This window comes from Bacteroides faecalis (assembly GCF_003865075.1).
GTDB classification, from domain to species: domain Bacteria; phylum Bacteroidota; class Bacteroidia; order Bacteroidales; family Bacteroidaceae; genus Bacteroides; species Bacteroides faecalis.
The window spans coordinates 54,555-79,175 of record NZ_BHWB01000007.1; the positions used below are offsets into that span (position 1 = coordinate 54,555).

General features: G+C 36.3%; 17 protein-coding genes, 2 pseudogenes and 1 riboswitch. Of the genes and pseudogenes, 5 read left to right on the forward strand and 14 right to left on the reverse strand.

Annotated elements, in window-relative coordinates:
* Positions 1-17 precede the first annotated feature (17 nt).
* The gene (locus EJF25_RS12990; protein ID WP_125041509.1) at positions 18-1,226 is read left to right on the forward strand and encodes a cofactor-independent phosphoglycerate mutase; all 1,209 of its coding nucleotides are present in this window, start codon (positions 18-20) and stop codon (positions 1,224-1,226) included.
* An 88-nt stretch (positions 1,227-1,314) separates the two neighbouring features.
* A complete protein-coding gene (gene thrC, locus EJF25_RS12995; RefSeq protein ID WP_125041510.1) occupies positions 1,315-2,616 on the forward strand; it encodes a threonine synthase in 1,302 nt (433 codons plus the stop codon).
* A 165-nt stretch (positions 2,617-2,781) separates the two neighbouring features.
* Here thrC and EJF25_RS25705 read toward each other — a convergent pair whose 3' ends face one another.
* The 9 genes from EJF25_RS25705 to EJF25_RS13040 form a co-directional block, all read right to left on the reverse strand.
* Positions 2,782-3,342 carry a hypothetical protein gene (locus tag EJF25_RS25705; protein ID WP_235016810.1) on the reverse strand — a complete coding sequence of 187 codons (561 nt, stop codon included), beginning with the start codon at positions 3,340-3,342 and terminating at the stop codon, positions 2,782-2,784.
* Entirely contained in the window at positions 3,288-5,897 is a 2,610-nt protein-coding gene (locus tag EJF25_RS25710; protein ID WP_235016811.1) for an Ig-like domain-containing protein, read from the reverse strand. Before EJF25_RS25710 ends, EJF25_RS25705 begins: the two co-directional genes overlap by 55 nt.
* A 12-nt stretch (positions 5,898-5,909) precedes the next feature.
* Positions 5,910-6,605, reverse strand: coding sequence for a hypothetical protein (locus tag EJF25_RS13010; RefSeq protein ID WP_125041511.1), 696 nt, complete (start codon positions 6,603-6,605; stop codon positions 5,910-5,912).
* The gene (locus EJF25_RS13015) at positions 6,602-6,922 is read right to left on the reverse strand and encodes a hypothetical protein (protein WP_125041512.1); all 321 of its coding nucleotides are present in this window, start codon (positions 6,920-6,922) and stop codon (positions 6,602-6,604) included. The genes EJF25_RS13010 and EJF25_RS13015 overlap by 4 nt, the downstream gene beginning before the upstream one ends.
* Positions 6,923-7,613: 691 nt before the next feature.
* The gene (locus tag EJF25_RS13020) at positions 7,614-10,106 is read right to left on the reverse strand and encodes a glycosyl hydrolase family 95 catalytic domain-containing protein (RefSeq protein WP_125041513.1); all 2,493 of its coding nucleotides are present in this window, start codon (positions 10,104-10,106) and stop codon (positions 7,614-7,616) included.
* A gap of 340 nt (positions 10,107-10,446) precedes the next feature.
* Positions 10,447-11,298 carry a sugar phosphate isomerase/epimerase family protein gene (locus tag EJF25_RS13025; RefSeq protein WP_125041514.1) on the reverse strand — a complete coding sequence of 284 codons (852 nt, stop codon included), beginning with the start codon at positions 11,296-11,298 and terminating at the stop codon, positions 10,447-10,449.
* Positions 11,299-11,752: 454 nt separating this feature from the next.
* Positions 11,753-12,382 carry a thiamine diphosphokinase gene (locus EJF25_RS13030; RefSeq protein ID WP_125041655.1) on the reverse strand — a complete coding sequence of 210 codons (630 nt, stop codon included), beginning with the start codon at positions 12,380-12,382 and terminating at the stop codon, positions 11,753-11,755.
* Positions 12,379-12,972 (reverse strand): nicotinamide riboside transporter PnuC, encoded by a 594-nt coding sequence (gene pnuC / locus EJF25_RS13035; protein ID WP_125041515.1) that lies wholly within the window; start codon positions 12,970-12,972, stop codon positions 12,379-12,381. Before pnuC ends, EJF25_RS13030 begins: the two co-directional genes overlap by 4 nt.
* A gap of 9 nt (positions 12,973-12,981) precedes the next feature.
* On the reverse strand, positions 12,982-15,219 hold the full coding sequence (locus tag EJF25_RS13040; RefSeq protein ID WP_125041516.1) for a TonB-dependent receptor: 2,238 nt from the start codon (positions 15,217-15,219) through the stop codon (positions 12,982-12,984).
* Positions 15,220-15,316, reverse strand: a riboswitch (TPP riboswitch). It abuts the gene before it with no gap.
* A gap of 130 nt (positions 15,317-15,446) precedes the next feature.
* On the opposite strand from EJF25_RS13040, the gene EJF25_RS13045 reads away from it, so the two are divergent.
* A complete protein-coding gene (locus tag EJF25_RS13045; RefSeq protein ID WP_125041517.1) occupies positions 15,447-16,349 on the forward strand; it encodes a mechanosensitive ion channel family protein in 903 nt (300 codons plus the stop codon).
* A gap of 184 nt (positions 16,350-16,533) precedes the next feature.
* Here EJF25_RS13045 and EJF25_RS13050 read toward each other — a convergent pair whose 3' ends face one another.
* Positions 16,534-16,773: a hypothetical protein gene (locus tag EJF25_RS13050; RefSeq protein WP_125041518.1), complete on the reverse strand. Its 240-nt coding sequence runs from the start codon at positions 16,771-16,773 to the stop codon at positions 16,534-16,536.
* A gap of 123 nt (positions 16,774-16,896) precedes the next feature.
* Between EJF25_RS13050 and EJF25_RS13055 the strand changes: the two are divergent.
* Positions 16,897-17,332: pseudogene (locus EJF25_RS13055) on the forward strand (arginase family protein); the annotation flags it as partial.
* Positions 17,333-17,555: 223 nt separating this feature from the next.
* Here EJF25_RS13055 and EJF25_RS13060 read toward each other — a convergent pair.
* From EJF25_RS13060 to EJF25_RS13070, 3 genes and pseudogenes are all read right to left on the reverse strand, one after another.
* Positions 17,556-18,392 (reverse strand): hypothetical protein, encoded by an 837-nt coding sequence (locus tag EJF25_RS13060; RefSeq protein WP_125041519.1) that lies wholly within the window; start codon positions 18,390-18,392, stop codon positions 17,556-17,558.
* Positions 18,393-19,056: 664 nt separating this feature from the next.
* Positions 19,057-20,303: pseudogene (locus EJF25_RS13065) on the reverse strand (aminotransferase-like domain-containing protein).
* A gap of 197 nt (positions 20,304-20,500) precedes the next feature.
* Positions 20,501-21,637, reverse strand: coding sequence for a DUF4934 domain-containing protein (locus tag EJF25_RS13070; protein WP_125041520.1), 1,137 nt, complete (start codon positions 21,635-21,637; stop codon positions 20,501-20,503).
* Positions 21,638-22,028: 391 nt separating this feature from the next.
* Between EJF25_RS13070 and EJF25_RS13075 the strand changes: the two genes are divergently transcribed.
* A complete protein-coding gene (locus tag EJF25_RS13075) occupies positions 22,029-22,403 on the forward strand; it encodes an MmcQ/YjbR family DNA-binding protein (protein WP_125041656.1) in 375 nt (124 codons plus the stop codon).
* Positions 22,404-22,998: 595 nt separating this feature from the next.
* Here the strand turns inward: EJF25_RS13075 and EJF25_RS13090 are convergent.
* Positions 22,999-24,612, reverse strand: a complete 1,614-nt coding sequence (locus EJF25_RS13090) for an IS66-like element ISBvu3 family transposase (protein ID WP_005678155.1) — start codon at positions 24,610-24,612, stop codon at positions 22,999-23,001.
* Positions 24,613-24,621: the final 9 nt, after the last annotated feature.

Here is a 24,621-nt window from a genome sequence, read left to right on the forward strand (position 1 = left end):
TTCTTAATTAAGTAAAAGTGAAACATATTATTATATTGGGTGACGGGATGGCCGATTGGCCGGTGAAGTCATTAGGAGGAAAGACGCTCCTGCAATATGCGAAGACGCCTTACATGGATAAATTGGCCCGAATGGGGCGAAACGGGCGGTTGATGACTGTGGCCGAAGGATTTCATCCGGGTAGTGAAGTAGCTAATATGTCTGTATTGGGATATGATCTTCCGAAGGTATACGAAGGTCGCGGACCATTAGAAGCGGCTAGTATTGGCATTGATCTACAACCGGGAGAGATGGCTATGCGTTGTAATCTGATTTGTGTGGAAGGGGATATTTTGAAGAATCACTCTTCCGGTCATATTTCTACGGAAGAAGCGGATATCTTAATTAAATATCTGCAAGAGAAGTTGGGAAATGACAAAGTGTGCTTTCATACAGGGGTGCAGTATCGTCATTTGTTAGTGATTAAAGGAGGGAATAAAGAATTGGATTGTACACCTCCACATGATGTTCCATTGAAACCTTTTCGTCCGTTGATGGTAAAGCCTTTGGTTCCGGAGGCTAAGGAAACAGCAGACTTGATTAATGATTTGATTCTAAAGTCTCAGGAGCTGCTGAAAGATCATCCATTGAATAAGAAAAGGATAGCAGAAGGCAAAGATCCTGCAAACAGTATCTGGCCTTGGAGTCCTGGATATCGTCCGCAGATGTCTAAACTTTCCGAGACTTTTCCGCAGATAAAGAAAGGAGCTGTTATCTCAGCTGTGGATCTGATTAACGGAATTGGTTATTATGCCGGACTGCGTCGTATTACCGTAGAAGGTGCCACCGGACTCTATGATACGAATTATGAGAATAAGGTTGCTGCTGCATTGGACGCTTTGAAGACAGATGATTTTGTTTATCTCCATATTGAAGCCAGCGATGAGGCTGGTCATGAGGGAGATATCGACTTAAAACTTCTGACGATTGAGAATCTTGATAAACGTGCTGTTGGACCTATTTATGAAGCTGTAAAAGATTGGGACGAACCGGTAGCAATTGCTGTATTACCCGATCATCCTACTCCTTGTGAACTTCGTACTCATACTGCTGAACCTGTCCCGTTCTTTATTTGGTATCCGGGAATTGAACCTGATGAAGTAGAGACCTTTGACGAAGTGGCTGCTTGTAATGGTAGTTACGGGATTATGAAAGAAGACGAGTTTATAAAAGAATTTATGAAGTGATTCACAGCGGGTTATGTAGATTGTTTTTCAGATATTTGGTATCTGTGTAAATCTGTATAATTTGTGTTGAACTCTAAAATATAGTATAATGAAATATTACAGTACAAATAAACAAGCACCGATGGCTTCATTACAAGAAGCTGTGGTGAAAGGACTTGCTGCCGACAGAGGACTTTTTATGCCTATGACTATAAAACCTCTTCCACAAGACTTTTATGATACAATTGATACATTGTCTTTTCAGGAAATCGCTTATCGGGTAGCCGATGCTTTCTTTGGTGAAGATATTCCGGCAGATGTTTTGAAGCAAATTGTATATGATACGTTGAGCTTTGATATCCCTTTAGTGAAAGTAACGGAGAATATCTACTCATTAGAATTATTTCATGGACCGACACTTGCTTTCAAAGATGTAGGTGGTCGTTTCATGGCTCGTTTACTGGGTTATTTTATCAGGAAAGAAGGACAGAAAAATGTGAATGTATTAGTTGCTACTTCCGGTGATACGGGAAGTGCTGTGGCTAATGGTTTTCTGGGAGTAGAAGGAATTCATGTATATGTACTTTATCCAAAAGGAAAAGTTAGCGAGATTCAGGAAAAGCAATTTACTACATTAGGACAAAATATCACAGCTCTTGAAGTAGATGGAACCTTCGATGATTGTCAAGCATTGGTGAAAGCTGCTTTTATGGATAAAGAACTGAACGAGCATTTATCTCTAACTTCGGCTAACTCCATCAATGTTGCCCGATTCCTGCCCCAGGCATTCTATTATTTCTATGCATACGCTCAGTTGAAACGTGTCGGAAAAGCTGATAATGCTGTCATTTGTGTGCCTAGTGGAAACTTTGGTAATATCACTGCCGGTCTATTTGGCAAGAAAATGGGATTGCCTGTAAAACGCTTCATTGCTGCTAATAATCGTAATGATATTTTCTATCAATATTTGCAAACGGGTGAATATAATCCTCGTCCGTCTGTTGTAACAATTGCAAATGCAATGGATGTGGGTGATCCTAGTAATTTTGCTCGCGTTCTTGATTTATACGGAAATTCTCATGCGGATATTACTGCTGAAATCTCTGGTACGACTTACAATGATGAGCAAATTCGTGAAACTGTGAAAACTACTTGGAAAGAACATCATTATCTGCTCGATCCTCATGGAGCTTGCGGATATCGCGCTCTGACAGAAGGACTGAAACCGGGAGAAACAGGAGTATTCCTTGAAACAGCTCATCCTGCCAAATTCCTTGAGACAGTCGAGGGTATCATTGGTGAAGCTGTAGAAATTCCTGCTAAATTACAGGCTTTTATGAAAGGAGAGAAGAAGAGTCTACCGATGAAAAAGGAGTTTGCGGATTTTAAGCAGTATTTGCTTTCTATCTGATAAAAGATATTGGTCGTATTTAGAAGAAAGCCCCCTTATTTTAGCCTTGTTTGATTTATGGAACAAAGTTAGATAAGGGGTTCTTCCAATTAAAAAGTTTGAATGTAATATTCTCAAAAGTAGAAATATGTCCAAAATGAGGACTTATTCAATATCTTCGATTTATTAAAAGCTCTTTCTAAACACGCAGCGTAAAGTTCTATATGCAATAATTCTACCGAATTTGTTTTTGAAATATAATTGAGCTAATAAATCAGAGTTTGGCCCACTCCTATTTGTCATACAGTTTCTATACCAATTTTCAAAATAACTATCCGCCCAAAAATTCTCAAGATGAATTGAACTATTTATACTAGGCGTATCTATATAAAAACCCAGTTTTGGTTGTCTACTACCTTGATTCGATTCCACTGCTACCACTTGAAATTGTTCGTCATTATTTAAGGCTTCTTGATCTTCATATTGTGGATTAGGGCGAAATGTTAGTCTGTAGCTACTATAAGAACTTGTACCGTAAACATAGTATACGCCCGACGGCTCAAATACTATTGGTGTTGTAGCATCTATACTTAAATAGATCGGATCGTCTTTTATTCCCTCCGCATTAATTACTCTCATATATACTGTCATTTTATTCGACTTTTCTAAAGGAGCAATGTTGAATGTTGAATTTAAAGATTGGCTCCAATCAGTACTACTTGTTCCTGTATCTTTTTTAATTTCCATTCAAATAGTAAATACTTCAAGAAAGATTTTGCGTCAGGGTTTATGCATCTAGCACTCACAGTATAAGCCATATCAAGAGAACATTCTAGTACAAATGGGGGAAATCCTACCATTATTTTTTTGTAGAATTTAGTTGTGATATTATTAATAACACAACTAGCTGTTATTGTAATGACACCATGTTTTTTCATCGTTAAGGTTCCCGAATTATCAATTGTGGCTACGGATTCATCAGAACTGCTCCAATTTATTTGGTAATTTTTAGTATTGTTTCGTATTCCATACTTGCTTCCGTTCATTGCTACATGTGGTCCATCTATCGTTACTTTCATTTGTTCCATTAACCAATCGAGCATGGTTGGTTCAAATGATGTATGATATGTCGAACCATCCGTAATATAAAAGGCATCAAACGGAGTGTGTTTCGGAGCCTGTGGCGGAAAATCCATCAGGTATTTTTTTTCATAATCACTTTGCATAAGATCAATTTTACCTTCACCAATATCTAGCGAACTAACTGTGGGAATAAACATCATCTTGTTATTAAATGAAGTTTTCAAGTTGTATTTTCCAAAGATCTCCATAATATCGCCACTATCATCTTTGGTCCCAGAATCCTGACCCGGTACTGCGTAGTATGAGCCTGGCATATAATCATAACGCATCATGTTAGAAGGATAGGATTTTTGATATGAAAAAATAGTCCTTCCTATTTTTATAATCCACAAAAATTTCTTAACATAACGGAGACGCATATAACAGATAGGGTTCGTTCCAGAAGGAGAATTTGCTTCAAAATGTACATCAAGAGTGGAGCTTCCCGGAAGCCCTCCTAAAACAAATATTCTCCAATCATCAAAAATCAAGCCTGGCATTAGCATGAAAGGCGTGAAAGCCTTAAGCAAAAACTCACCTAAAAATGATGTAGACGCATTACCGTCCACATAAATGTAAGACTTAGGATTACTAACTGTTACAACGGGAGTCTGTCCATTACTAATACTTACAATCCTCATTTTATAACCATTGTCTCCTTGCGGATATCCTATCTGAGATAGCTCGCGCTGCCACGCATTGTGGACTGAATTATCAACATCGCCATTGCTATTTACAAAATTGATAAGCATTTGTTTGGCGGCATCACTATAAAGAATCGGAGCTAACTTCGACTTAACATCACCAAAATCCAATCTCCCAAAGATTTTATTCTCATAATAAAAACTTAAAAGGCCATTCATTCCTTGCAATATACCTATGGGAATATGAGCACCAAGATGCGGAGTATCCTGGAAAAACAAGAGAGAGGTATCGTGAATTTTGCCTTGGTTCTCCATCTCCTTTAATCCATATCTAGCAATTAGGCCTCCCATACTTTGAGCAAAAACGATGTTCTTCTCCGTACAACCTTCTTGAATTTTCCTCTCATTTATTATTTCCATAGCACGTTCAAACAATCTTGCATTTGCCTGAATACTACATTTACAGTCAAATAAATCAATATAAATAATGTCGTATTCACTTGTAAGTTTATAGTATGCAGAATATCTATCTTGCATATATGTTACAAATGTTTTTAAATTGGTAGTCCCATATTTTATATCTCCGCGGTATGCTTCTTCCTTTTTCACAAGTTCGATAGGGTCAAATCCTTCCATAATAATAAAAGGTTTCTTTATCTTTTTTTCGGTGTTTGCAGCAAATAAATAGGAGATTCGTCCTTTGGTTATTATACCATTATAGGGTAAGGTTACCTCAAAATCTTTCGTTTCATCAGGTTCTATCACACCATCTTTTATTGCTCTCGTTGAAATTTCTGCATCAGAAATGATTTTCGCCAAGCTGTGGCTATATAAACAGTAACCATTCGAAAGTTTTGCTCTCATTTTCAAATGTTTGACTCCACCACTACTATAAGTTACAGAATGACTTCCTCCTTTTGTTATAAGTATATAACCTCTACCGTCATCTGCATCAAACTCAACACTACTTGCTGTAATATTGCTCTTCCAAATAGTAGCAGGGAAAGAATAGGTAATGGTACTACCATATAATGTGCTATCTTGAACAGAAAATCCTAATGTATATCCTGTAGCATAAGGATTTTGCCAAACGCCATTGATTACATTATCGAATACCTGCTCATTTTCATATCTAATAAGGTTATTGGTTAAAGCATCTTCCTTAATATATGAATATTGATACAGAACAATTCCCATAACACCTTTACCTTTTTCATTAAGGGCATATTGTGCTGCTAATACTTCTTCAGCATCAAAAGGTTTTATTCCTACAGCAGAAGAACGGATAGTTCTCAATAGATTCTCATAACCGACTTTATTTACATAATTGCTATCATTAAGTTCTTTACCATTATATATATCCAGATCAGCCAATTCGAAAGCATAATCACGCAATAAACCATGGGGAACTTTAGTCTTATCAAGATGTTGGAACATTTTATCTAACCAGCTTCTTACTTCTGGATTATCCTCTACCGATTGCGCCCATATCGGAAAAGATACGAGGCAGCATATAAAAAATATAATATTTCTCATAAGTGTGGTAATTTAATATATAATGTCAGTATCAAATAAGAATTCCTTTCCGTAATAAGTCCTATCTTTTTCTACTAATAGAGCTTCAAATTTGCCATTAGTTACTGATGCCTTATATGTAGCTTCGGGTACATCCTTGCTTACACCTGATGCCTCAAACTCAAACAAACCCGCCAGTTCGTTTTTCTTGACGTCTATTTTAGTAAATTCAATATAGCCACTAGTTGTAGTATTCGTTCTTAACGTTATCCTTTTTTTTCTAATTTCTTTAGGTATCAAAGAAGTGTCTGCACATTGATAGAGATAAGGATCAACTCCAACTGTTGCAACGTAAAAATCATCTTCAAAACCATAGATCTTTGTATTATCAACTTCTTTTCTGAAGTAATACTTTTCTCCTATTATTGGTAAATTTTTCTGAGCAAAAGATATTTTGAGATCAAATCGTTTACCATCTTTGGAATCCATATATTTACTAATATTAAAAGTAAAAATATCATCTTTAGAACTATATGAATAATTCATGTGAAATGTCGGCGGAACTTCAAAAGCTTTACTCAATCCTTCACTTCTTACAAATTCACCATTAATATAGCATTCCACGAAACTTTTATTTTTAAACACCGCATCATAGACTTCTTTTTCACACTTGCTAAACGTCGTAGTAAAAAAGATAATCAGAATAAATATAGAATATTTGATTTTCATTGTAGTGTATTTAATTCATTTACTAATTGAGTATAGACATTATATAAGCTATCCGGAATATTCAGATCCACAGCTTCTTCCGCACTTAGATTCAGTATATAAACCGAGTCTTGATAAATGATCTGGTCCATTAGCATATTTTCAACATTAGATTGATTTTGATGTTTGTATTCATCAGAAGTAGTGTCAACTGCCCTAGTTGTAGATACCGTAGGTGTAACTTTGGGTTGTTCCTCTATTATTTCAACGTCTTTGCAAGAAAATAAGATCAATAGAAAAAATGCAGGGAATAGTTTTAATTTGGTTTTTGTTTTCATAAAGCATTGTTTTTTATATGGTTAAACAATATTTGAAAGACAAAACATAAGATCTTATAGTTAAGTTTTCTTTGAAAAAATGAATATATAATAAAGGTAAACTATATTTTTTATATAAACAAGCTATTGCCAATATTTTTTTGTGTGTATAATTAAATAATATGATTTTATAAGAATAGTATCTTGTTTATTTATATTGTGCAAATTTTATATTTGATTCAATATCTAAAAAGTACAAATAGTTTTGATCGTTTGGTTTTAGTATTATCTTTTTAGTTATTTCTTTTGGATTAGAATAGATATAGGTAGTGCAAACTTTTTTAATTTATACATTATTCCTGTTTATAAATGGATAAAATAGCATATTGCGAATGAACTAAATATAATCTAGCAACAATTAATTGTTTTCGATATTATATTTAACTCTTTCCTCTGCATGAATTATTTTTCTTGTTACCTAATTATTTTTCGTTCCACTATAGTGGAACTAGCGCCCTACTATAATAGAACTATCGTTCCACTATAGTGGAACGGAAAATGGTCAGGCAATGAAGTACTTACGGAGTGCAAAACGACGATTTAAAAGTAACGATGCGGCTCCTTAATTGTTACAACTCATTTTTACTTAGTGTGTAATGTGTTGAAAATAAGATATTAATGATAAAAAGCTTAATGCTCTTTATTAATCTTATTAAATTCTGAACAACCCTTTTATTTCATCATATTTAAGTTGATAACTGCGTCCTTTGGTTGTTTTCCAGGACAGCGTTTTACCTGCATACTTTATTGTACAGTTCTCTCCGGCTTTTGATAGAATAGTAGCTTCTTTCAATTTTCCATTTTCCCATACCATAGCTATCTCAAAATTACCTTTTGCACACAGACCGCTAATAGAACCATCTTTCCAGGCATCTGGTAAAGCAGGTAAAAGCTGAATAAATCCTATATGGCTTTGCAGTAACATTTCAGTTATTCCCGCCGTTCCTCCAAAATTTCCATCAATTTGGAAAGGAGGGTGGGTATCCCATAAATTATCCAATGTTCCGTTTTTTAGCAGGTTACCAAATAGAGTATAAGCATGGTTACCATCTTGTAAACGTGCCCATTGATTCAGTTTCCATCCCATACTCCAACCTGTAGCACCATCACCACGATGTACCAGAACTACTTTAGCAGCTTTTGCCAGTTCCGGAGTGGTAATTGGTGAAATAGTATGTCCCGGATGTAGTCCAAACAAATGATTTACATGACGATGGTCATCTTTCGGATCGTCGATATCCACCGACCATTCCATTAATTGCCCATAACGTCCGATTTTGTAAGGTACCAGATTCGCAAGTATATGTTCCCACTGTTTACGTTCCTTTTTGTCTACTCCCAGCACTTTACTTGCTTCGATAGCATCCAATAAAATTTCACGTATCACAGCATGTACAAAGGTAGCTCCTTGATCAATGGGACCATGTTCAGGAGAAGTAGACGGAGCAGCCGTATAAGTACCATCGGGTTTGTGCCACAAGTAATCGACAGCAAAATCCGCACTGCTTTTTATCAGTTCATATCCTGTCTCTTTCAGAAATTTCAGGTCCCTCGTATAGTCATAATATTCCCAGATATGAGTAGCCAGCCAGGGACCTGCCATCGGATTGAAGTTCCACGACATATTCTGACTTTCCAGTGGAGTGGTGAATCCAAAGATGTTGGCAGAGATAGAAGCTGTCCATCCTCTTGCTCCGAAATATGCTTGTGCAGTTTTTTCACCCGGTTTCACTAGCGTACGGATGAAATCAACCAAAGGTAGCATACACTCATTTAGATTGGTGGAACAGGCAGGCCAGTAATTCATCTGTATATTGATATTATTATGATAATCCACAGACCAGGGACCGCCTACATTATTATGCCAGATTCCTTGTAGATTGGCAGGCATATTGCCTGGACGGGAACTGGAAATAAGCAAGTAACGTCCAAACTGATAATACAGTGCTTCCAAATAATAATCCGGCTGTCCCTGTCGATAGTTCTTTAAGCGCTGTTCGGTAGGTAAATTATTCGTTTTGACAGTAGGGTTCAGGCTAAGTTTCACCCGGTTGAATAATGCTGCATAATCATCATAGTGTTGCTTAAATAAAGTTGTGTATCCTTGATTTAAAGCATTGTCCATCCATTGGCGTGTTGTTTCGGCCGGATTGCCCCCTACATAAGTCTTCGGATCTTTAAAGTCCGGATTAAAATTAGCCTTGTAGTCAGTATCCGCTGTGATATAGAACACGACTTCATCCGCTCCTTTAGCAATCAACTTTCCATTCTTATTCGTCAATTCTCCGCCCTTAGCTTTTGCTTGAATACGTACTACGTATTTCATTCCATTATTATTTAAAGAAGCAGTATACACTAAACCGTTTTGACCGTCCATCTTCATTTCTCCTTTAGACACAGGATTAGGAGCATAACTGAATACTAAGTTCTGCATTCCCGGATGATCTGCGCTGAAACGCATTACCATTACGTTGGCTGGATAAGAGATAAAGTAACTGCGTAGATAAGCTACATTATCTTTTTTAAACTGCACTACTGCCATAGCAGAATCCAAAGATAAGATACGCTTATATCCGTTCATATTAAGAGTACTCAATCCTGTTTCTACATAAAATTCTCCCATGGTTGTAAAACTTCCAAAGCGATAAGGCTTTTCTCCATTAGGTTCGTAAGCTACTTCACTGTTGAAATTGAGTTGAGTAAGCCTCTCTGCTTTCTGTTGGTCTCCTTCTGTGAATGCTTTTCGTATTTCATCTAAAACATGAGCTGATTGTTTATTGATATTCCAGTAATAATCTGCTCCTTTCGATGTATTGGGACCTCCTCTCCAAAGTGTTTTTTCATTAAAAGTAATACGTTCCGCTTCAACGGACCCCAAGATATTCGCTCCGATACTGCCATTTCCGATGGGGAGTGATTTTGATTCCCAATTGGTGTCCTGGTTATAATTGGTACTCCCGGCCGCTTCCAGTTCATCTTGCGTTCTCGGTATGTCCGGTCTTCCATTATACCAAATGGCATATCCTTGCAAGGGGGTAGGAGCGTCAAACCAGATAGAAAGTCCCTTTGTGTAGTCGGTTTCTCCTGCCTGAAGTCCGGAGAAAGATAGACAAGCATTGATAAGAAGCAAGTAGAGTTTTTTCATTTTCATAGTATTAGAAGTATGCTTTATTTTATATAACTGCACAAATTTAGCTAAATGCCTTGATTTTTATGCTAGTGATAATAGAAAAATCACTCGTAGTTCTCTCTTTTCGGTGTCCAAATCTCAATGGGCAGAACTCGAAATATATGTTATATCTTAATTTCAAACTAATAAATCAGTTGAATTGTATGTTGAGAATAAGTGTGTTATTGGCAGGTTACGTAGAGCAATATTCTCATTTATGCAATTCATGAATTATAAATAATAATTCCGAGGTTTGTATTCGAACTGTTCGAACGCAAACCCCGGAATTTGTGATTTATTGTATTATAGTCTTTTCTCAAACTATATCTGATACAGCTTTGAAATAACCGATTGATTCGGCTATACCCATAAATGGATCACTCATATCCTTTTCATATTCCAGACTGCACATTCCTGTATATTTTACTTTCCGCATCATCTTAATCAATGCAGGAAAATCTATTTTACCACGTCCGAGTTCAATGGCATGTCCGGCCTTTGTCGAACCCGTCACATCTTTAATATGCATATCAAAGACGCGAGTATGATACTTCTTTAAGTCTGCAACCGGATCACAACCGTTACGCAAATCGTGGCCTATATCCAAACACATGCCAATACGCGGATCTAAGTCTTTTGTATGTTCCCAAACATCTGTAGCATCAGGATATATTTTAATATCGGGACCATGCAGATGGATAGCATAATTAAAATCATATTCTTTAACCTTTTTATCGACATAAGGAAGTAATTCATAATTAGGTACTCCCACAATTGTTTTTACACCAACACGTTTGGCATATTCGAACCCACGATCTATTTCTGCTTCACTTTTCATGTAGATAGGCCCTACAGCATATCCTGTAACCTTATGAGTCGCACATTTTTCGTGAAAAGCTTTAATTTGTTCATCGGTACTATTGAATGGCAAATGGAAATCTTTGATGCATAGATAATGCACGTCCAGACGTTCCAAAGTCTTTAAGGTAGTATCCAAGTCAAATTTAGCAAACGTAAAACCTGCCATTCCTAAATGGAATGGATTAACAGACTTCGGAGCCTTTGATTTTGTCGGTTCCGGTAATTCTGCATGAGCCATGCCGCCTGTTCCCAAAAGGATAGCGCCGGCAAGGCTCTTCTTAAGAAATGTTCTTCTTGATTTCTCCATGATATTAGTAATATAAGTTGTCTTTTAAATGTGTCGAAATAAGTTGTTTTTAATGGTAGCAAATATAGTGTTTTTTCTTCGTGTGCGATAACGTTAAGCGTTAATTTATATTGGGACATTAAAAAACTACAATAAATAATTCCATAATAATGGTCTGAAAAGCCTGGATAATTAAGGAAATTTCAGGGAATACAGTAATCATCCTTTTCTTCTCTTTCCGCGATTTTAAGCCACTTGTAACTCTTCGGTGATAATGAAAGGTATTGATAGATGTAATAAACGAAGTGAAGAAATGAGTCTATCTTAAATATATGCACAAAAGCACAATAAGGAATGAAGTATAAAGAGAGTTTAAGTCACCTCCTAATAATATTTTCTTTTGTCTAAAAAGATTAGCTCATGTCTATAGTATAGTTCTTTAAAACTACTGTAGATGGAAAGTCTATTTTCTCTTTCAAAATTGATAGGCGAGAAAAACAAGATAATCTCCATTGCAATGTATCGTAAATTCATTAGTTAGGGCCTCATTCAAAGTGCCTTGCCACCAATTTGTGAAGTCGCTTAATGGATAAACTAAACCTTCTCCCTTTAAGTTTTTGGCACTGAAATTAAGAATAGAAACTTGCTGACCTGGTTGTGAGGTGAAAGTCTGTGTATGCTGTGCCGGAATAAACATGCCATAATCCGTGATTGTCCGGACCTCCAGATCACTTTTCATATAATCAATAAGCAGACTAATATTCCCAAGAGTATGGTCTTCTCGCTTTCCAGTAGCTCCTAGAATGGCAATCTTATGAAATCCTTTTTCTTTAAGAAAATAGACAGCTTTTGTCTGGTCATTTGTTTCTTGATCGGAGATATGATGTATGATAGAGGAAAAACGCTCTTTATTGGCAGGTGAAAGAGAATCACCATCTCCAATGATAATATCAGGAATATGTCCCTGAGCTATATATTCGTTGGCAGCACCATCGCAACAAATTACAAACTTAGCTTCCTTCAATATCTTTATGGGAAGGGGACTCGTTGGATATTCACCATTGGCAAGTACCACAGCTTCTGGTATAAATTGGTCATTTATCATTGCAGTTGTTTCATCAGTTTTTTCCATTTGAAGTAGCCAAAGATAGCAATAATGGAGTAAATTCCGTATAATGCAGAGGTGAAATAAAGATCTTTATAAATATAAAGTCCACAGCAAACGATATCAACAAGAATCCAGGCAAACCATTGCTCAATGTATTTACGTGCCAGCATCCACATCCCTACTATACTTAACGCAGTGGTGAAACTATCCAGCCATGGGACATTGCTATCCGTATATTTAATTAGTATCCAGGCAATGCCGAAAAAAGAAATAATGAAAGCCAATGTCAGTGGGAGATAATATTTCCATGGAGCGTGTACGATGGGTAATTCTGTGGATTTGTTAGCTGTTTCTGTTTTTTCTTTTCGGTGTCCCCACATCCAGAAAAACCAGCCATAAATAGCGGCAATCAAATAGTATATATTTATACCAAAATCGGCATAAAGTCCTGCTTTGTAGTAAATAAAGATATAAATAGCAGGCATGATAATACCTGCAATCCACAGATAGATACTTGCCCGGTATTCTAACCATAGGTAGACCAGGCCAACGATTGTTCCGAATATTTCGAGATAATTTAGTTCCATATAATATAATTAAAAATGGAAGGAAAGATTTGCCATAACATTGGTTCCTGCTTGTGCAGCATAACCGGCAACATCTATTCTATGATTCACATCATTCTCGTAAGAGCTGGAGGCCCAGCCGTTGTTCTCATATTCCTCATTGAAGAGATTATATATAGTAACTCCGAAAGTAATGTCTTTTACTAATTTCTTTGGTTTGAATGTATAGGCAAGATTCAGGTTACTAACAAAGTATTTGTCCAATGTTAGTGCTTCCACTTCCGCATTCGTCATATATTGTTTTCCCACAAATTGAGATTGTAATGCTGCTTCGAATCCTTTGAAATGGAACGAAAAACGATTGTTGAGCAAAAAATCGGGGGAAAATGCAATACAGGTACTCTTATGTTGAGTACTAACAACATCCGATAAATACCCTTTCGTGTTGTATATAGGAATGGTTTCTATAAAATTCTTAATCCGATTCTTACTCCATGTAGCATTGATATCCCATTGAAGCCATTCACATGGTTTGATACTTAGCATCAGCTCTAATCCCATTCGGTAACTGTTCGGAACGTTTTCTGTCAATGGTTCGCCTATCTCATTTAATGCTCCAGTCAGGACAAGTTGGTCGGTATAATCCATATAATAGAAGTTGGCTCCTCCAGTTAGCCAAGGATTTGAAAAACTATATCCTACTTCGTAATCAAGTAATTTTTCTGCTTTAGGATAAGAATCGGCATTACCTTCTGTATAGTTGTTTCGTGTTGGTTCTTTCTGTGCAACAGAAAAAGAGGCATAAGCACGATGATTGGGAGTAATATTCCAGTTTAATCCGACTTTTGGGTTAAAGAATTTGAATTTCTTATCTACTATTAACGACTGAGGAGTATTTTTGTTCCAGTCGTATTTGTCGTTTGTTCCGTCAATCGTATAATCAATATAGCGATATTGTAAATCAGCATAAGCACTCAACCCGCTAATCAGATCATAAGTGGCTTTCAGGTAAATATTTCCATCCGTTTTTTTCGATTTGTTTCTGTAGTATTCATGATTTGGAGAAAGTTCACTTATATAATTTTCTACCCAAGTTACCTTTCCGAAGTTGTTTCCCCGATATTGGCTGAACCCACCACCGAAAGAAGCAATCAGACGATTGGCTACATAGTTGAGAGAAAATACTCCGCCACCGAATTTATTATCCATTTTTTTCTGACGTACAAGGTCGCTTTCTTCTACTTCTTTCTCATTATATATAAAAGGTTTCAAACCATATTCCAGGTATGATCTGTCTTCTTTATACTCTTCATAATAACCATCTCCTTTAGTATAATGCAAGGCTACATTCAGATTCCATGCACTAGAGACGGTATGGTTGAAAAGTAGTTGGTAGTTTTTTTGTAGGTAGTTGTCCGTTTGATCGTCATAATAATGAACTGTTTTATCCTTATCTGTGTACTTTCCACAAGGATTATAATGTCTTCCGAATTCCTTCATCTCATCTTTAGTGGCATATCCCCAGGCATGATATGTTTTTTCTTTTCCGGCAAATGTGATCAACTTTATCGATGTGTTTCCGGCAAAATATCCTCCTTGCAGGTAATATGAATTGAGATTAACGGAGGCACGGTCAATGTATCCGTCCGTACCGATATTTGAGAGGCGTGCGTCGAAAGTCCAATGATTGTCTAGTAATCCTGTACCTATTTTTACAGTTTCTTTATGTGTATTGAACGAGCCATAAGAGCCGTTGAACTCTGCATACGGTTTCATGGAAGCACCTTCAGTTTGCATATTCACACTGGCACCAAAAGCACCTGCGCCATTGGTGGATGTTCCTGCTCCACGTTGTACTTGTATGTCTTTTACGGAAGAAGAAAAGTCCGGCATGTTTACCCAGAATAAGTTATGGCTTTCGGCATCATTCATAGGTATTCCGTTTACAGTAATGTTGATGCGCGTACCGTCCGTACCACGAACACGAAGTGTAGTATAACCAATACCTGCTCCGGCATCTGAGGTCGTTAAAGTAGAAGGTGCCATACTTAACAAGTAAGGAATATCTTGTCCGAAGTTTATTTTTTTTAGTTCGTCTTTACCGATATTGGTAAAAGCTACAGGAATTTTTGAGGTGGCACGTGTAGATACCACCTGCACTTCTTGCAGATTTATTACTTTCAGACTGTCTGAAGTCACACTCGTTTGTGCATGGACAGCGATGCCTGTGCCTAAGAAGGCAGTGGTCATCATAATCATTTTTTTCATTGCGCTTATTTATTAATTCTCTACGCCGGCATTACCCGGTTCAGATTCTATGGGTATGTTCTCAGCCCGTCATATTAAGGCACCCCCTCTTCGGTGAATCGACTGCGAAATTACAGCTTTTGCAGGAGTAAAACAAAAATAACTTTTAAATTTGATACAAACAATGTAACTTTGTAATTTGTTGAAAGATGTAAATGAACAAGTATTTATTTTAATTTATGTAGGTTATGTTATTATTTCAAGCAACTTTGGCGGCAGACTCTACACAGGTAGCTGCTGATGAATTAATGAAACAAGCGATTGCTGATGCAGACGGATTGGACAAACTGTCGCTTATTACCCAACAACTGATTGACTTTGGAATACGTGCCGGTGAACGTATTTTAATTGCGGTCGTTGTTTTTATTGTAGGTCGTTTCCTTATCTCGTTGCTCAACAAATTTGTTGCGCGGTTGATGGAGAAGAGAAAAGTTGATATAAGTATCAAGACCTTCGTTAGAAGTCTGGTGAATATTCTGCTGACCATCTTATTGATTATTTCTGTTGTTGGTGCATTAGGAGTCGAAACCACTTCATTTGCAGCTTTGCTGGCGTCTGCCGGTGTCGCTGTCGGTATGGCTTTGTCTGGTAACTTACAGAACTTTGCCGGAGGATTGATTGTCTTATTGTTTAAACCTTATAAGGTTGGTGATCTGATTGAAAGTCAGAATGTAATCGGTACAGTGAGAGAGATTCAGATCTTCCATACTATTTTAACTACCGCAGATAATAAAGTAATTTATGTTCCGAATGGAGCTATGAGTAGCGGAGTAGTGACTAATTATAGTAATCAGACAACTCGTCGTGTAGAATGGATCGTAGGTATTGATTACGGTGAGGATTATGAAAAAGTGGAACGAATTGTAAGCGATATTCTAACAGCTGATAAACGTATCTTGGCTGATCCTGCTCCGTTTGTTGCTCTTCATGCACTGAGTGATAGCAGTGTGAATGTAGTAGCTCGCGTATGGGTAAAAAGCGAAGATTATTGGGGAGTTTATTTTGATATCAACAAGACGATTTACGAGACTTTCAATGAGAAAGGTATCGATTTCCCATTCCCGCAACTTACGGTACATAAGGGTAACTGATAAACTTTATTGAAGTTGGCAAACTTATAAAGTATAACAAAAAGCTTTCACCACAGATTACGCAAATATTCAAAGAATAGGAAATATAATAATCAAATGTTTTGAATTTTATCTGTATGAATGTGTAATCTGTGGTGATTTTTGATATAAATGTTATGTCTGGTGTGATTCGTTATTCAAGCTTTTATTGTATGCCGAAATCTTCAACCAATTCATACTTGTCTTCTTTAATCCCTAGTAGGTGATTAATCTTCTTTCTCTTTTCCAGATCCGTAAAGTACTTTTCCACGACTTGATAGAGATCAAAATTACTGGTTGATCCTGCGGCCATATCAAGTGATTCTACCATTTTTTCTACTGCCTGATGGATTTTTTCAGTTTCTATCAGATGTAGTTCGTTACTGTGTATTAAATATTTTTCCATAACTGCAATGTTTTAAGTTACATAGTTATAACGTTCCGTAAGGATGGAAAGTTCAGGGGAGAGGATTTACTTTTGGAACCTTCAAAACTGATATTGTTGATTATAAAAATATAACTATTATAAGATGATGTTGCTATTGTTTGGATTGACGCATATCCTGATTTGGATTTGTCATACAATGAATATAAAGGTTATCATGCAATGGCTTCGAAAGCGTTGATAGTTTGTGATGAAGGGATGAAAGAACGTCAAAAGGAATTAGGCATTGTGGGGGTGTCATCAGCGGAAGTTGCCGATAATAGCTCAATAATATTGGAATGGTTGAAAAATACTGGTGTGTCTAAAGTCGTTATTCATTTTGATCTGGATGTATTGGCCCCTGCTGAAATTATAGCGGGAGTGGGGGGACCAAATGGAACGAAAATGAAAGAAGTAGTGAGAGCTATTAACGAGATTGCTGAAACATACGATTTGGTTGGACTTACTATTGCAGAGCCAATGCCACGTATTGCCATTAAATTTTAGGAATATGTTAAATCGCTTACCTTTATTAAAATAATGAAAGTGATTGAACAGATATAATGCTGAGAATGGTATAATTTACTTTTGATATGATAGGAAAGTGATAGATAATAAACAATGTTATCAACAGGTTAATTAATTGTTTAATAGTGGTCTATGTATTTTTAGTTACTATTTATAAACAACTTGAAAATATTGATCTGTTGATAACATTACTAATATTTGTCTGAATTAGCTACTCTTCCGCTTAATAAAGTTATTTATTGCCTTTTTCCAACAACTTCCTGTATGATATATGCGTGTTCTAGAGCCGGATATTGAGTTATGTATTCTTTTGTTACATCTTTGATATAGCAATAGGTTGGGGCAGGAGTAAAGTTGGCTCTTGCACTCCGTTGTCCAATGAGTGAGAAGAAATCTCGTGTAATATAGAAAACACTATTATCATCTTTGACTGTTACACGCCAATAATCACGAAGTTTGGTATTTCCTGCAATGGTGATAGCATTTTCTTCATCTAAAATAATATATTCTTTCTCAAAATCTGCTTCTTTTTGCTGATCATTCTGATAATATATCCGTATTATTCCTCCAACTTCAGCAGGTTCTTTATAGGTAAATATATATCCTTTTTCCGTATCAGACTGTTCCATTTCCTTTTCTAGTTTGGTCTTATCGCCTACCGTTAAGTTATTTCCTTGAATGATATATATTCTTTGATAGACAGTATTATTCTCTTCCCTGTATTTTACTGTAATAGTTAATATGTATACATTGTTAGATTTATCTTCAATTTTTATCGATGCAATTCCTAATCCAACAGGCTTGAAGGTTATTTTTTCACCATCAAAGTTGGCTTGGATAGCTTCTTTATTACTATTGGTCACTGTATAATTGCCGTCACCACCTTTAATATATAGAGCTGTAGTTTCTCCACTGAAGGGTGTTAAGGTTATAGAACAATCTTCGTTGTTGAAAATAATATGTGGATCTTCGTATGCAAGCGTGATAGGTGATTGATCATCATCGCTACAACCTGCAAAGTTGATAGTGCAGAGAAGTAACAGGAATATCCCGAATAAATGTTTAGTTCTCATGTTTTTAAGTTTTGGTTTATAGTCCTATTTAGTTTTTTCCCCCGATTATGGTTTGTTTAATGTTTTACTCGAAACGAATATAGATATATCATTCCTTGTATGTTGGCAAATATACGGAATTAGTATGAAAGGTGAAACGAATGCAGCTCTTTATATTTATATGAGATGGGAATTTGTTTGTCCTAACTTAACTTTATAAAGAAACGAGTATCTATATAATCATTTGCAATTGATTATTAGATGCCCGCTTTAGAAATATTATGTTGTTTTTTTGTTGGTTGTTATTTTATAAACCGATTGGTAAATTTAGATAAAGACATGATCCATACGATTAGATAGCATACGGCAAAGGTTATACATGCCATACCGAGAATACGGATGATATAAGGAGCGTCGAAATATTGAAAAAGATCATAGGTGATAGATCAGAATGTGTAATGGCATAAAAAATGCCAAAAGATAGGCTTGCCATATGTGAAAGCTAGGTTAATGACGGTTAATTTCCTGTATGATTACAAAGAGAGGGAGAGTCATCATATATACATTCATACAATCTCCAGATAAGCATAGTTTCCCGAAAAATAATTCTGAGTGAGTACATGACCACAGGAGGTGATGAGATATCTAATCATAAATATTGGGATTGTGATTAACCAAGTTTTTTTCAACTCCAGTTTAATGGGTATTTTACCAGATAATAGGCGAGGAGCAGATAACCAATAAATCCGGAGAAATAATAAAATCTACCATAAATATTCCAGTCACAATTCCCTAAATCTATTCTATCTTCCGGCATATTAGAATAATTTATTCTGAATGTGTTTTCTCTATTTCTATTAGGGAAAAAAGAACCACATGGAACAAATGTAATCTTTCTTTCAAGGCATTTACTTAAAATCTCCCGTGCTGAAATTTCTTCGGGAAGTTCTATCCAAGTAAATAATCCACCTTCAGGACGGGTGAATTCTATATTGTCGGGGAAATAATGTTCCATACACTTAATAGTAATATCTCTACGCTTTTTGTACACTTTGACTATTTTCCTAATATGCTTATCAATATCGTATCGTTTCAAATATTCGGCAATAGTCATTTGAGCTATTGTATTACATTGTAAATCCGTTCCCTGTTTAACTAGAACATACTTACGGATAATATCTTTATCTCCGGTGATCCAGCCAATTTGGAAACCTGGACAGAATATTAAAAAACTGCCTGTACACAAAATATTACCTGCAGTATCAAAAGATTTAATTGACGGCAAAGTTTCTCTTTCAAATCTGAATTCATTATATGGATTGTCTTCTACTACCGCAACATTATATTTTGCAGATAATTCAGTCAGTTTCTTAGGTCTTTCCAGATTCCATGTTTTCCCAGTCGGATTTTGGAAGGTGGGAATTACATAGATCAGTTTTACGTTTTCAGTACTATTTAGAACTTCTTCCAAAGCTTCCATATTCATACCATTCTCGTCAGTAGGAATTTCAATAAAACTACATCCATATGATTTAAATGCGCTGATTGCTGCAAGATATGTTGGGCTTTCGCACGGAACAATATCTCCATCGTCCAAAAACACCTTTCCAGACAGGTCTAATCCCTGTTGCGAACCGTGAGTAACCAAAATATTATCTTTATTAAATGTAGTGCCCAAACGTTCATTCATTCGATTGGCAATCCATTCTCTCAGAGGAGCATACCCTTCCGTAGTCTGTATTGAAGTGCTTTTGTTCCCGCTTCTTTTAAAACAATCTGATTTATTTCATTAATTTCTTCAATAGGGAAAAGCTCAAGGGCCGGTAAACCATCTGCAAATGAAATTACATCTTCTTGTTCTGTGACCTTAAGTATCTCTCTTATTTCTGAAGCTTTTATATAAGACATCCTTTTAGCGAACTTCAACTTCATATCCATTCAATTTATTAACGATTGATAATGTTGCAAAGTAAAGCAAAAAAGTAAGATGGCGACAGATTTGTCAATGAAAAATCCATTAAAGGGTATTGTTTGTAATGAGGTGATATATGTCGAATGATTATAAAAATCCCGTTCCGTCTATTAATTATGGCAGGCGGAACGGGATATCTACAAATAAAAAAGAATTTTTATTTTTTCAACTTGCCTACAAACATTACATTGTTATCATCTTCGTTCAGAGAACCTAATAATTCTTTCAATACTTTTTTATCATTTTCCGTGCAACTGCTTTCCGATAAACGTTTTTCAATAGCATTCATTAAGTGGATAGGTTCGTACATTGCAAAGAAATAACCGTTTGTGAAACAAAGGGGAGCACCTATTCCTCCAAATTTGTCGTTTTTCAGTCGGATATAATGTGTATCTTGTGTCTTTTTATCTACCGCAATCGCACCTTTTCTTCCAAGATTTATAATATATTTTTGTGGAAGATCAAAATAGATTTTGAAGAAATCCTCTTTTTCAGGCAGATTACTTAATGCAAATAGGGGCTTGGAAGCTCCGGCTTGCGCATCATATACATATAAAGTATCATTACCAGTAATCATATAAGTTAAGTCTGAGGTATTTCCATATGACCAGATTTCATTGTTAAAACCTGAGAAATTACCTTTTTTGTCCAATGGGTTGGTTATATCTCCCGCTTTTCCAAGATATGTAGTTACTTGGTCGTTGGCATCAATAACTGCTGAAAATATTCCTTCTTTATCAAAGCAAAGATTGACTAAAGAAATACCTCCATCACTATTTAATGCAATCTTAGGTTTGTTTAGGTCACTTTTAAGATCAATTGTTTTCTCAAAAGTACCGTCTATATTATACTTATACAACTTAGAACTGTTAGAGAAAGGTGCCAAGTAAATAGCTTTACCTGCTTCGTCAATTACTTCACTGTAGAGAGAGCCACTATACTCACCCGGGCCCTGTCCTATTTTTCCGATGTCATATAGATATTTACCTTCTCGGTCAAACAGTTTGTAGACTCCTCCATGCTGACGGATACCGATATAGTGATCGGTAATTGTTGGCCACCAGTATTTAAATAATGCGGATTCACTGTTGTCGAAATGAACAAGCTGACAGTCTTCTACCCATTCACTCAGAGGTACATCAATTGTGTCAGTCACTTTACTGTAATCACACAAGGTGAGTGTGTTTTCACTACTGTTATTAGCGGTAGCCGCATTGTTTTTATCCTTGGATGTACACGAGAATATACCTCCAGCCAATAAAAAACACAAACTTAATAGTTTTACCTTTTCCATAATGTATTTTATTTAAAGTTACAAATTCGTTGGTTCTTACAGACTACCGCTATTTGCTGAAATACAAACTAACAAAAAAGATTTGCATTTCCAACTATTTTACTATTAATTTTAATCTAAAGTGTCTTTCTATCAATTTGTTATATTTAATTGTTGTCTATGTAAAATGTATTGATTTGTTACCTTTTTGTAATTGAAAGAAGAAATCATATTGAAGTAACTTCCACTAATGTTACTTACCTATTTACTTTAATAAATATTGTAGTTTGCAAGACGAGATTGTGAAAATTATCATGTACATTTGCAGTATTCGGATGTTTTTAATGAAGCGTGATTTATAAAAGGCTTTCGGGAAAATAGATGTAAATACGGAATTTTAGAACTTGGAATGATGAATATAGAAGAATTTAGAGATTATTGCCAGTCTTTTAAAGGGGTACAGGAAAAGATGCCTTTTTCGGATGTTTCGGATAAATACAGTCGTGATGTTCTTTGTTTTTATATCGGGAGTAAATGGTTTTGTTTTGTAAATATTGAAATATTCGATTTTTGTTGTTTGAAATGTGCACCGAATAGAAATTTAGAACTTCAAGCTTCCTATATGGGTATAAAACCGGGATGGCATATGAATAAGCATCACTGGATAAGTGTTTACTTTAATCAAGATGTTCCGGATCGCACAATTAAAGGACTTGTACAACAGTCTTACGATATTGTCTATAAATCTCTTTCTAAAAAGGAAAAAGAATTAATACAGGGTATATAAGATTATATTTGTAGTTATGATAGAAATTTAGAGTGCAGTTTACAGGGCTGTCTATACAAAGACGGTAACCGACATTTTGGGGATAAAGAATATAGTCTTCCGCATGTTTTTTGCTCTCAGTCTTTATAATCACTTAAATGTTCTTTATGTTGACTCTGAAGCTGTTTGCCATCCATACAATAATGTTTAGTTATGCTTTGGCAGCTAACGGCATGATTGTCTAAGTAATTCTTTTAAAAAAGCTTCGAACTCTGCTGTGATGTGAGTGCCGGAGGCTACTAAAGTCCAATCACGAATATAGGTCTGTGTTGTAGGAGCTTCCCAACGTCGACTTTGATACGCAAATAAACCGCTTTTCCACGTATAAGGAAATTTTGTATTTCAATCTCGGGAAAGAAGCTTTTGGAATAAAGTGAAGGTGGAAATACTCATCAGGGATAACGACTTTTTCTTCCAAATAAAGGATAAGCTATCTTGAGAAATATTATGTAAGCATCCGATAAAGTACACATTGTATTTTCATAAAATAGAAAACTCGATATCAACTTTAGTCAAAAGCTAATATCGAGTTTTTTTTATTCTTCAACATAAATATTTAAACTCCAATTGGATTCGTGTTGGATTTCTCTAACTTCCAAACATCCGGAAGAAGTTCACGAACATTTTTCCCGGAGTCCTTTTCCAGATAGTATGGAAGTTTGGCTATGACATCATTCAGCCATTCCCTTGGGTTAATTTCCTGTGCTTTACAGGTAGCTAATAGTGAGCATATGATTGCTGTATTTTCAGCAGCCTCGTGGTTACCACAAAAGAGGAAGTTCTTTCTGGACAAAGTAAGTGGTCTAATCGCATTTTCCGCCAGATTATTATCGATTTTCAGATTTCCATCTTTCAGGTAATTCTTCATTCTTGGCCAAAGAGGATAAGTATAGGTAATAGCTTGTCCCATGCGACTTCTTGGTGGTACTTTGCCATAAGTCTGTTCCACCCATTTTTCAAAGGAGTCAAGTATGGGAGTTGCCAAACGCTGGCGGAGTGCACATCGTCCCTGCGCATCGAGTTTCCGGGCATCTGCTATCTGCTCAATATGATATAGTTCCTGTATTTGTTTAAGAGCATATTCAGCAAGTGATCTATTTTCATCCAGTGCCAGCTCCATATGTCTTCTGATATGGGCCAGACAGGCAATAAGGCACACGTCCTTAGTGCCATCAAACGCATTGTAGGCACTGTATCCGTCACTTTGAAGATATCCTTTGAAGTCCTTTAATAAATTTCTGATTGTCTGTCCGGATCGGGAACCGTCATCATAATGGAAGATGACCTGTTTTTCCATAACTGCCCTGACCATCCATAAATACTCCTTATCGGTTTTTCCCTTTCCTTTGTTGATGACCCGTACTGTGGTTTCGTCGACCTGAACATATCCGCTGCCCGTTACGAGCTTTACTAATTCCGAATAAAGAGGACTTAATAACTCACATACCGGCTTAAACCACCCGCTTAAAGTACTTTCCGGCAGTCGTACACCCAAATGTCTGTATTCCTTTACCTGACGATAAAAGGGAACATGATATTCATATTTCTGCAGAAGTATTTCGGCTAGCAAGGAAGGTCCTGCCAGACATTTGTATATAGGGGAAGGTGGAAGCGGTGCTATTATGACACCGCTTTCACCCTCTTTGGGAAGACTTAAATTATTTTTGAGTCCGTATTTGGGACGTACTGTCTCTTTGACATATAGCTTTCCCGGTTCAAATTCAAGCGTACGTGTGCGCTCTTCACCTATACGACGATATCGATTCAGATCCACATTATCAGGTTCGACAATGACTTCCACAACGGGCAGCCCCTCTAACAGTTCCCGATTACGGCGGGATTCTTTTTTCTTTCCGTCCGGTTTACATGTCCTAGTGCCTACGCCAGTCTCCACAAGATCCGTTTCCTCTTGCCTGGGATTAGCCAAGGTATCAAACAAGGCAAGCTGGTTGGGATCCAAGGATGCCAGCTTTTCACTCTTTCTGCCGAAAAGCTGTCTGTTTAACCAGGCTACTTGCGACAGGAGTTCCTGTACTTTTTGCTGCAGTTCTCCCGTCTGTTCCATAAGTTTCTGATTTGATTCTACAAGGGTACGATTTGTCTCCAGAAGCCCTTTTATTTGCTCCTGTTGATTCTTGATTATTAGTTCCATCGTATCTGTATGAATCATTCTTTTTAG

Bases quoted from the DNA above. Each gene is read 5' to 3' on its own strand.
- EJF25_RS13070 (WP_125041520.1), bottom strand. From the start codon at position 21,637: ATGGAAAAGGTAAAACTATTAAGTTTGTGTTTTTTATTGGCTGGAGGT.
- EJF25_RS13040 (WP_125041516.1), bottom strand. From the start codon at position 15,219: ATGAAAAAAATGATTATGATGACCACTGCCTTCTTAGGCACAGGCATC.
- EJF25_RS13030 (WP_125041655.1), bottom strand. From the start codon at position 12,382: ATGATAAATGACCAATTTATACCAGAAGCTGTGGTACTTGCCAATGGT.
- EJF25_RS13050 (WP_125041518.1), bottom strand. From the start codon at position 16,773: ATGGAAAAATATTTAATACACAGTAACGAACTACATCTGATAGAAACT.
- EJF25_RS13075 (WP_125041656.1), top strand. From the start codon at position 22,029: ATGAATATAGAAGAATTTAGAGATTATTGCCAGTCTTTTAAAGGGGTA.
- EJF25_RS13045 (WP_125041517.1), top strand. From the start codon at position 15,447: ATGTTATTATTTCAAGCAACTTTGGCGGCAGACTCTACACAGGTAGCT.
- EJF25_RS13025 (WP_125041514.1), bottom strand. From the start codon at position 11,298: ATGGAGAAATCAAGAAGAACATTTCTTAAGAAGAGCCTTGCCGGCGCT.
- EJF25_RS25705 (WP_235016810.1), bottom strand. From the start codon at position 3,342: ATGGAAATTAAAAAAGATACAGGAACAAGTAGTACTGATTGGAGCCAA.
- EJF25_RS13060 (WP_125041519.1), bottom strand. From the start codon at position 18,392: ATGAGAACTAAACATTTATTCGGGATATTCCTGTTACTTCTCTGCACT.
- EJF25_RS13015 (WP_125041512.1), bottom strand. From the start codon at position 6,922: ATGAAAACAAAAACCAAATTAAAACTATTCCCTGCATTTTTTCTATTG.
- EJF25_RS25710 (WP_235016811.1), bottom strand. From the start codon at position 5,897: ATGAGAAATATTATATTTTTTATATGCTGCCTCGTATCTTTTCCGATA.
- pnuC (WP_125041515.1), bottom strand. From the start codon at position 12,972: ATGGAACTAAATTATCTCGAAATATTCGGAACAATCGTTGGCCTGGTC.
- EJF25_RS13010 (WP_125041511.1), bottom strand. From the start codon at position 6,605: ATGAAAATCAAATATTCTATATTTATTCTGATTATCTTTTTTACTACG.
- thrC (WP_125041510.1), top strand. From the start codon at position 1,315: ATGAAATATTACAGTACAAATAAACAAGCACCGATGGCTTCATTACAA.
- EJF25_RS13020 (WP_125041513.1), bottom strand. From the start codon at position 10,106: ATGAAAAAACTCTACTTGCTTCTTATCAATGCTTGTCTATCTTTCTCC.
- EJF25_RS13090 (WP_005678155.1), bottom strand. From the start codon at position 24,612: ATGATTCATACAGATACGATGGAACTAATAATCAAGAATCAACAGGAG.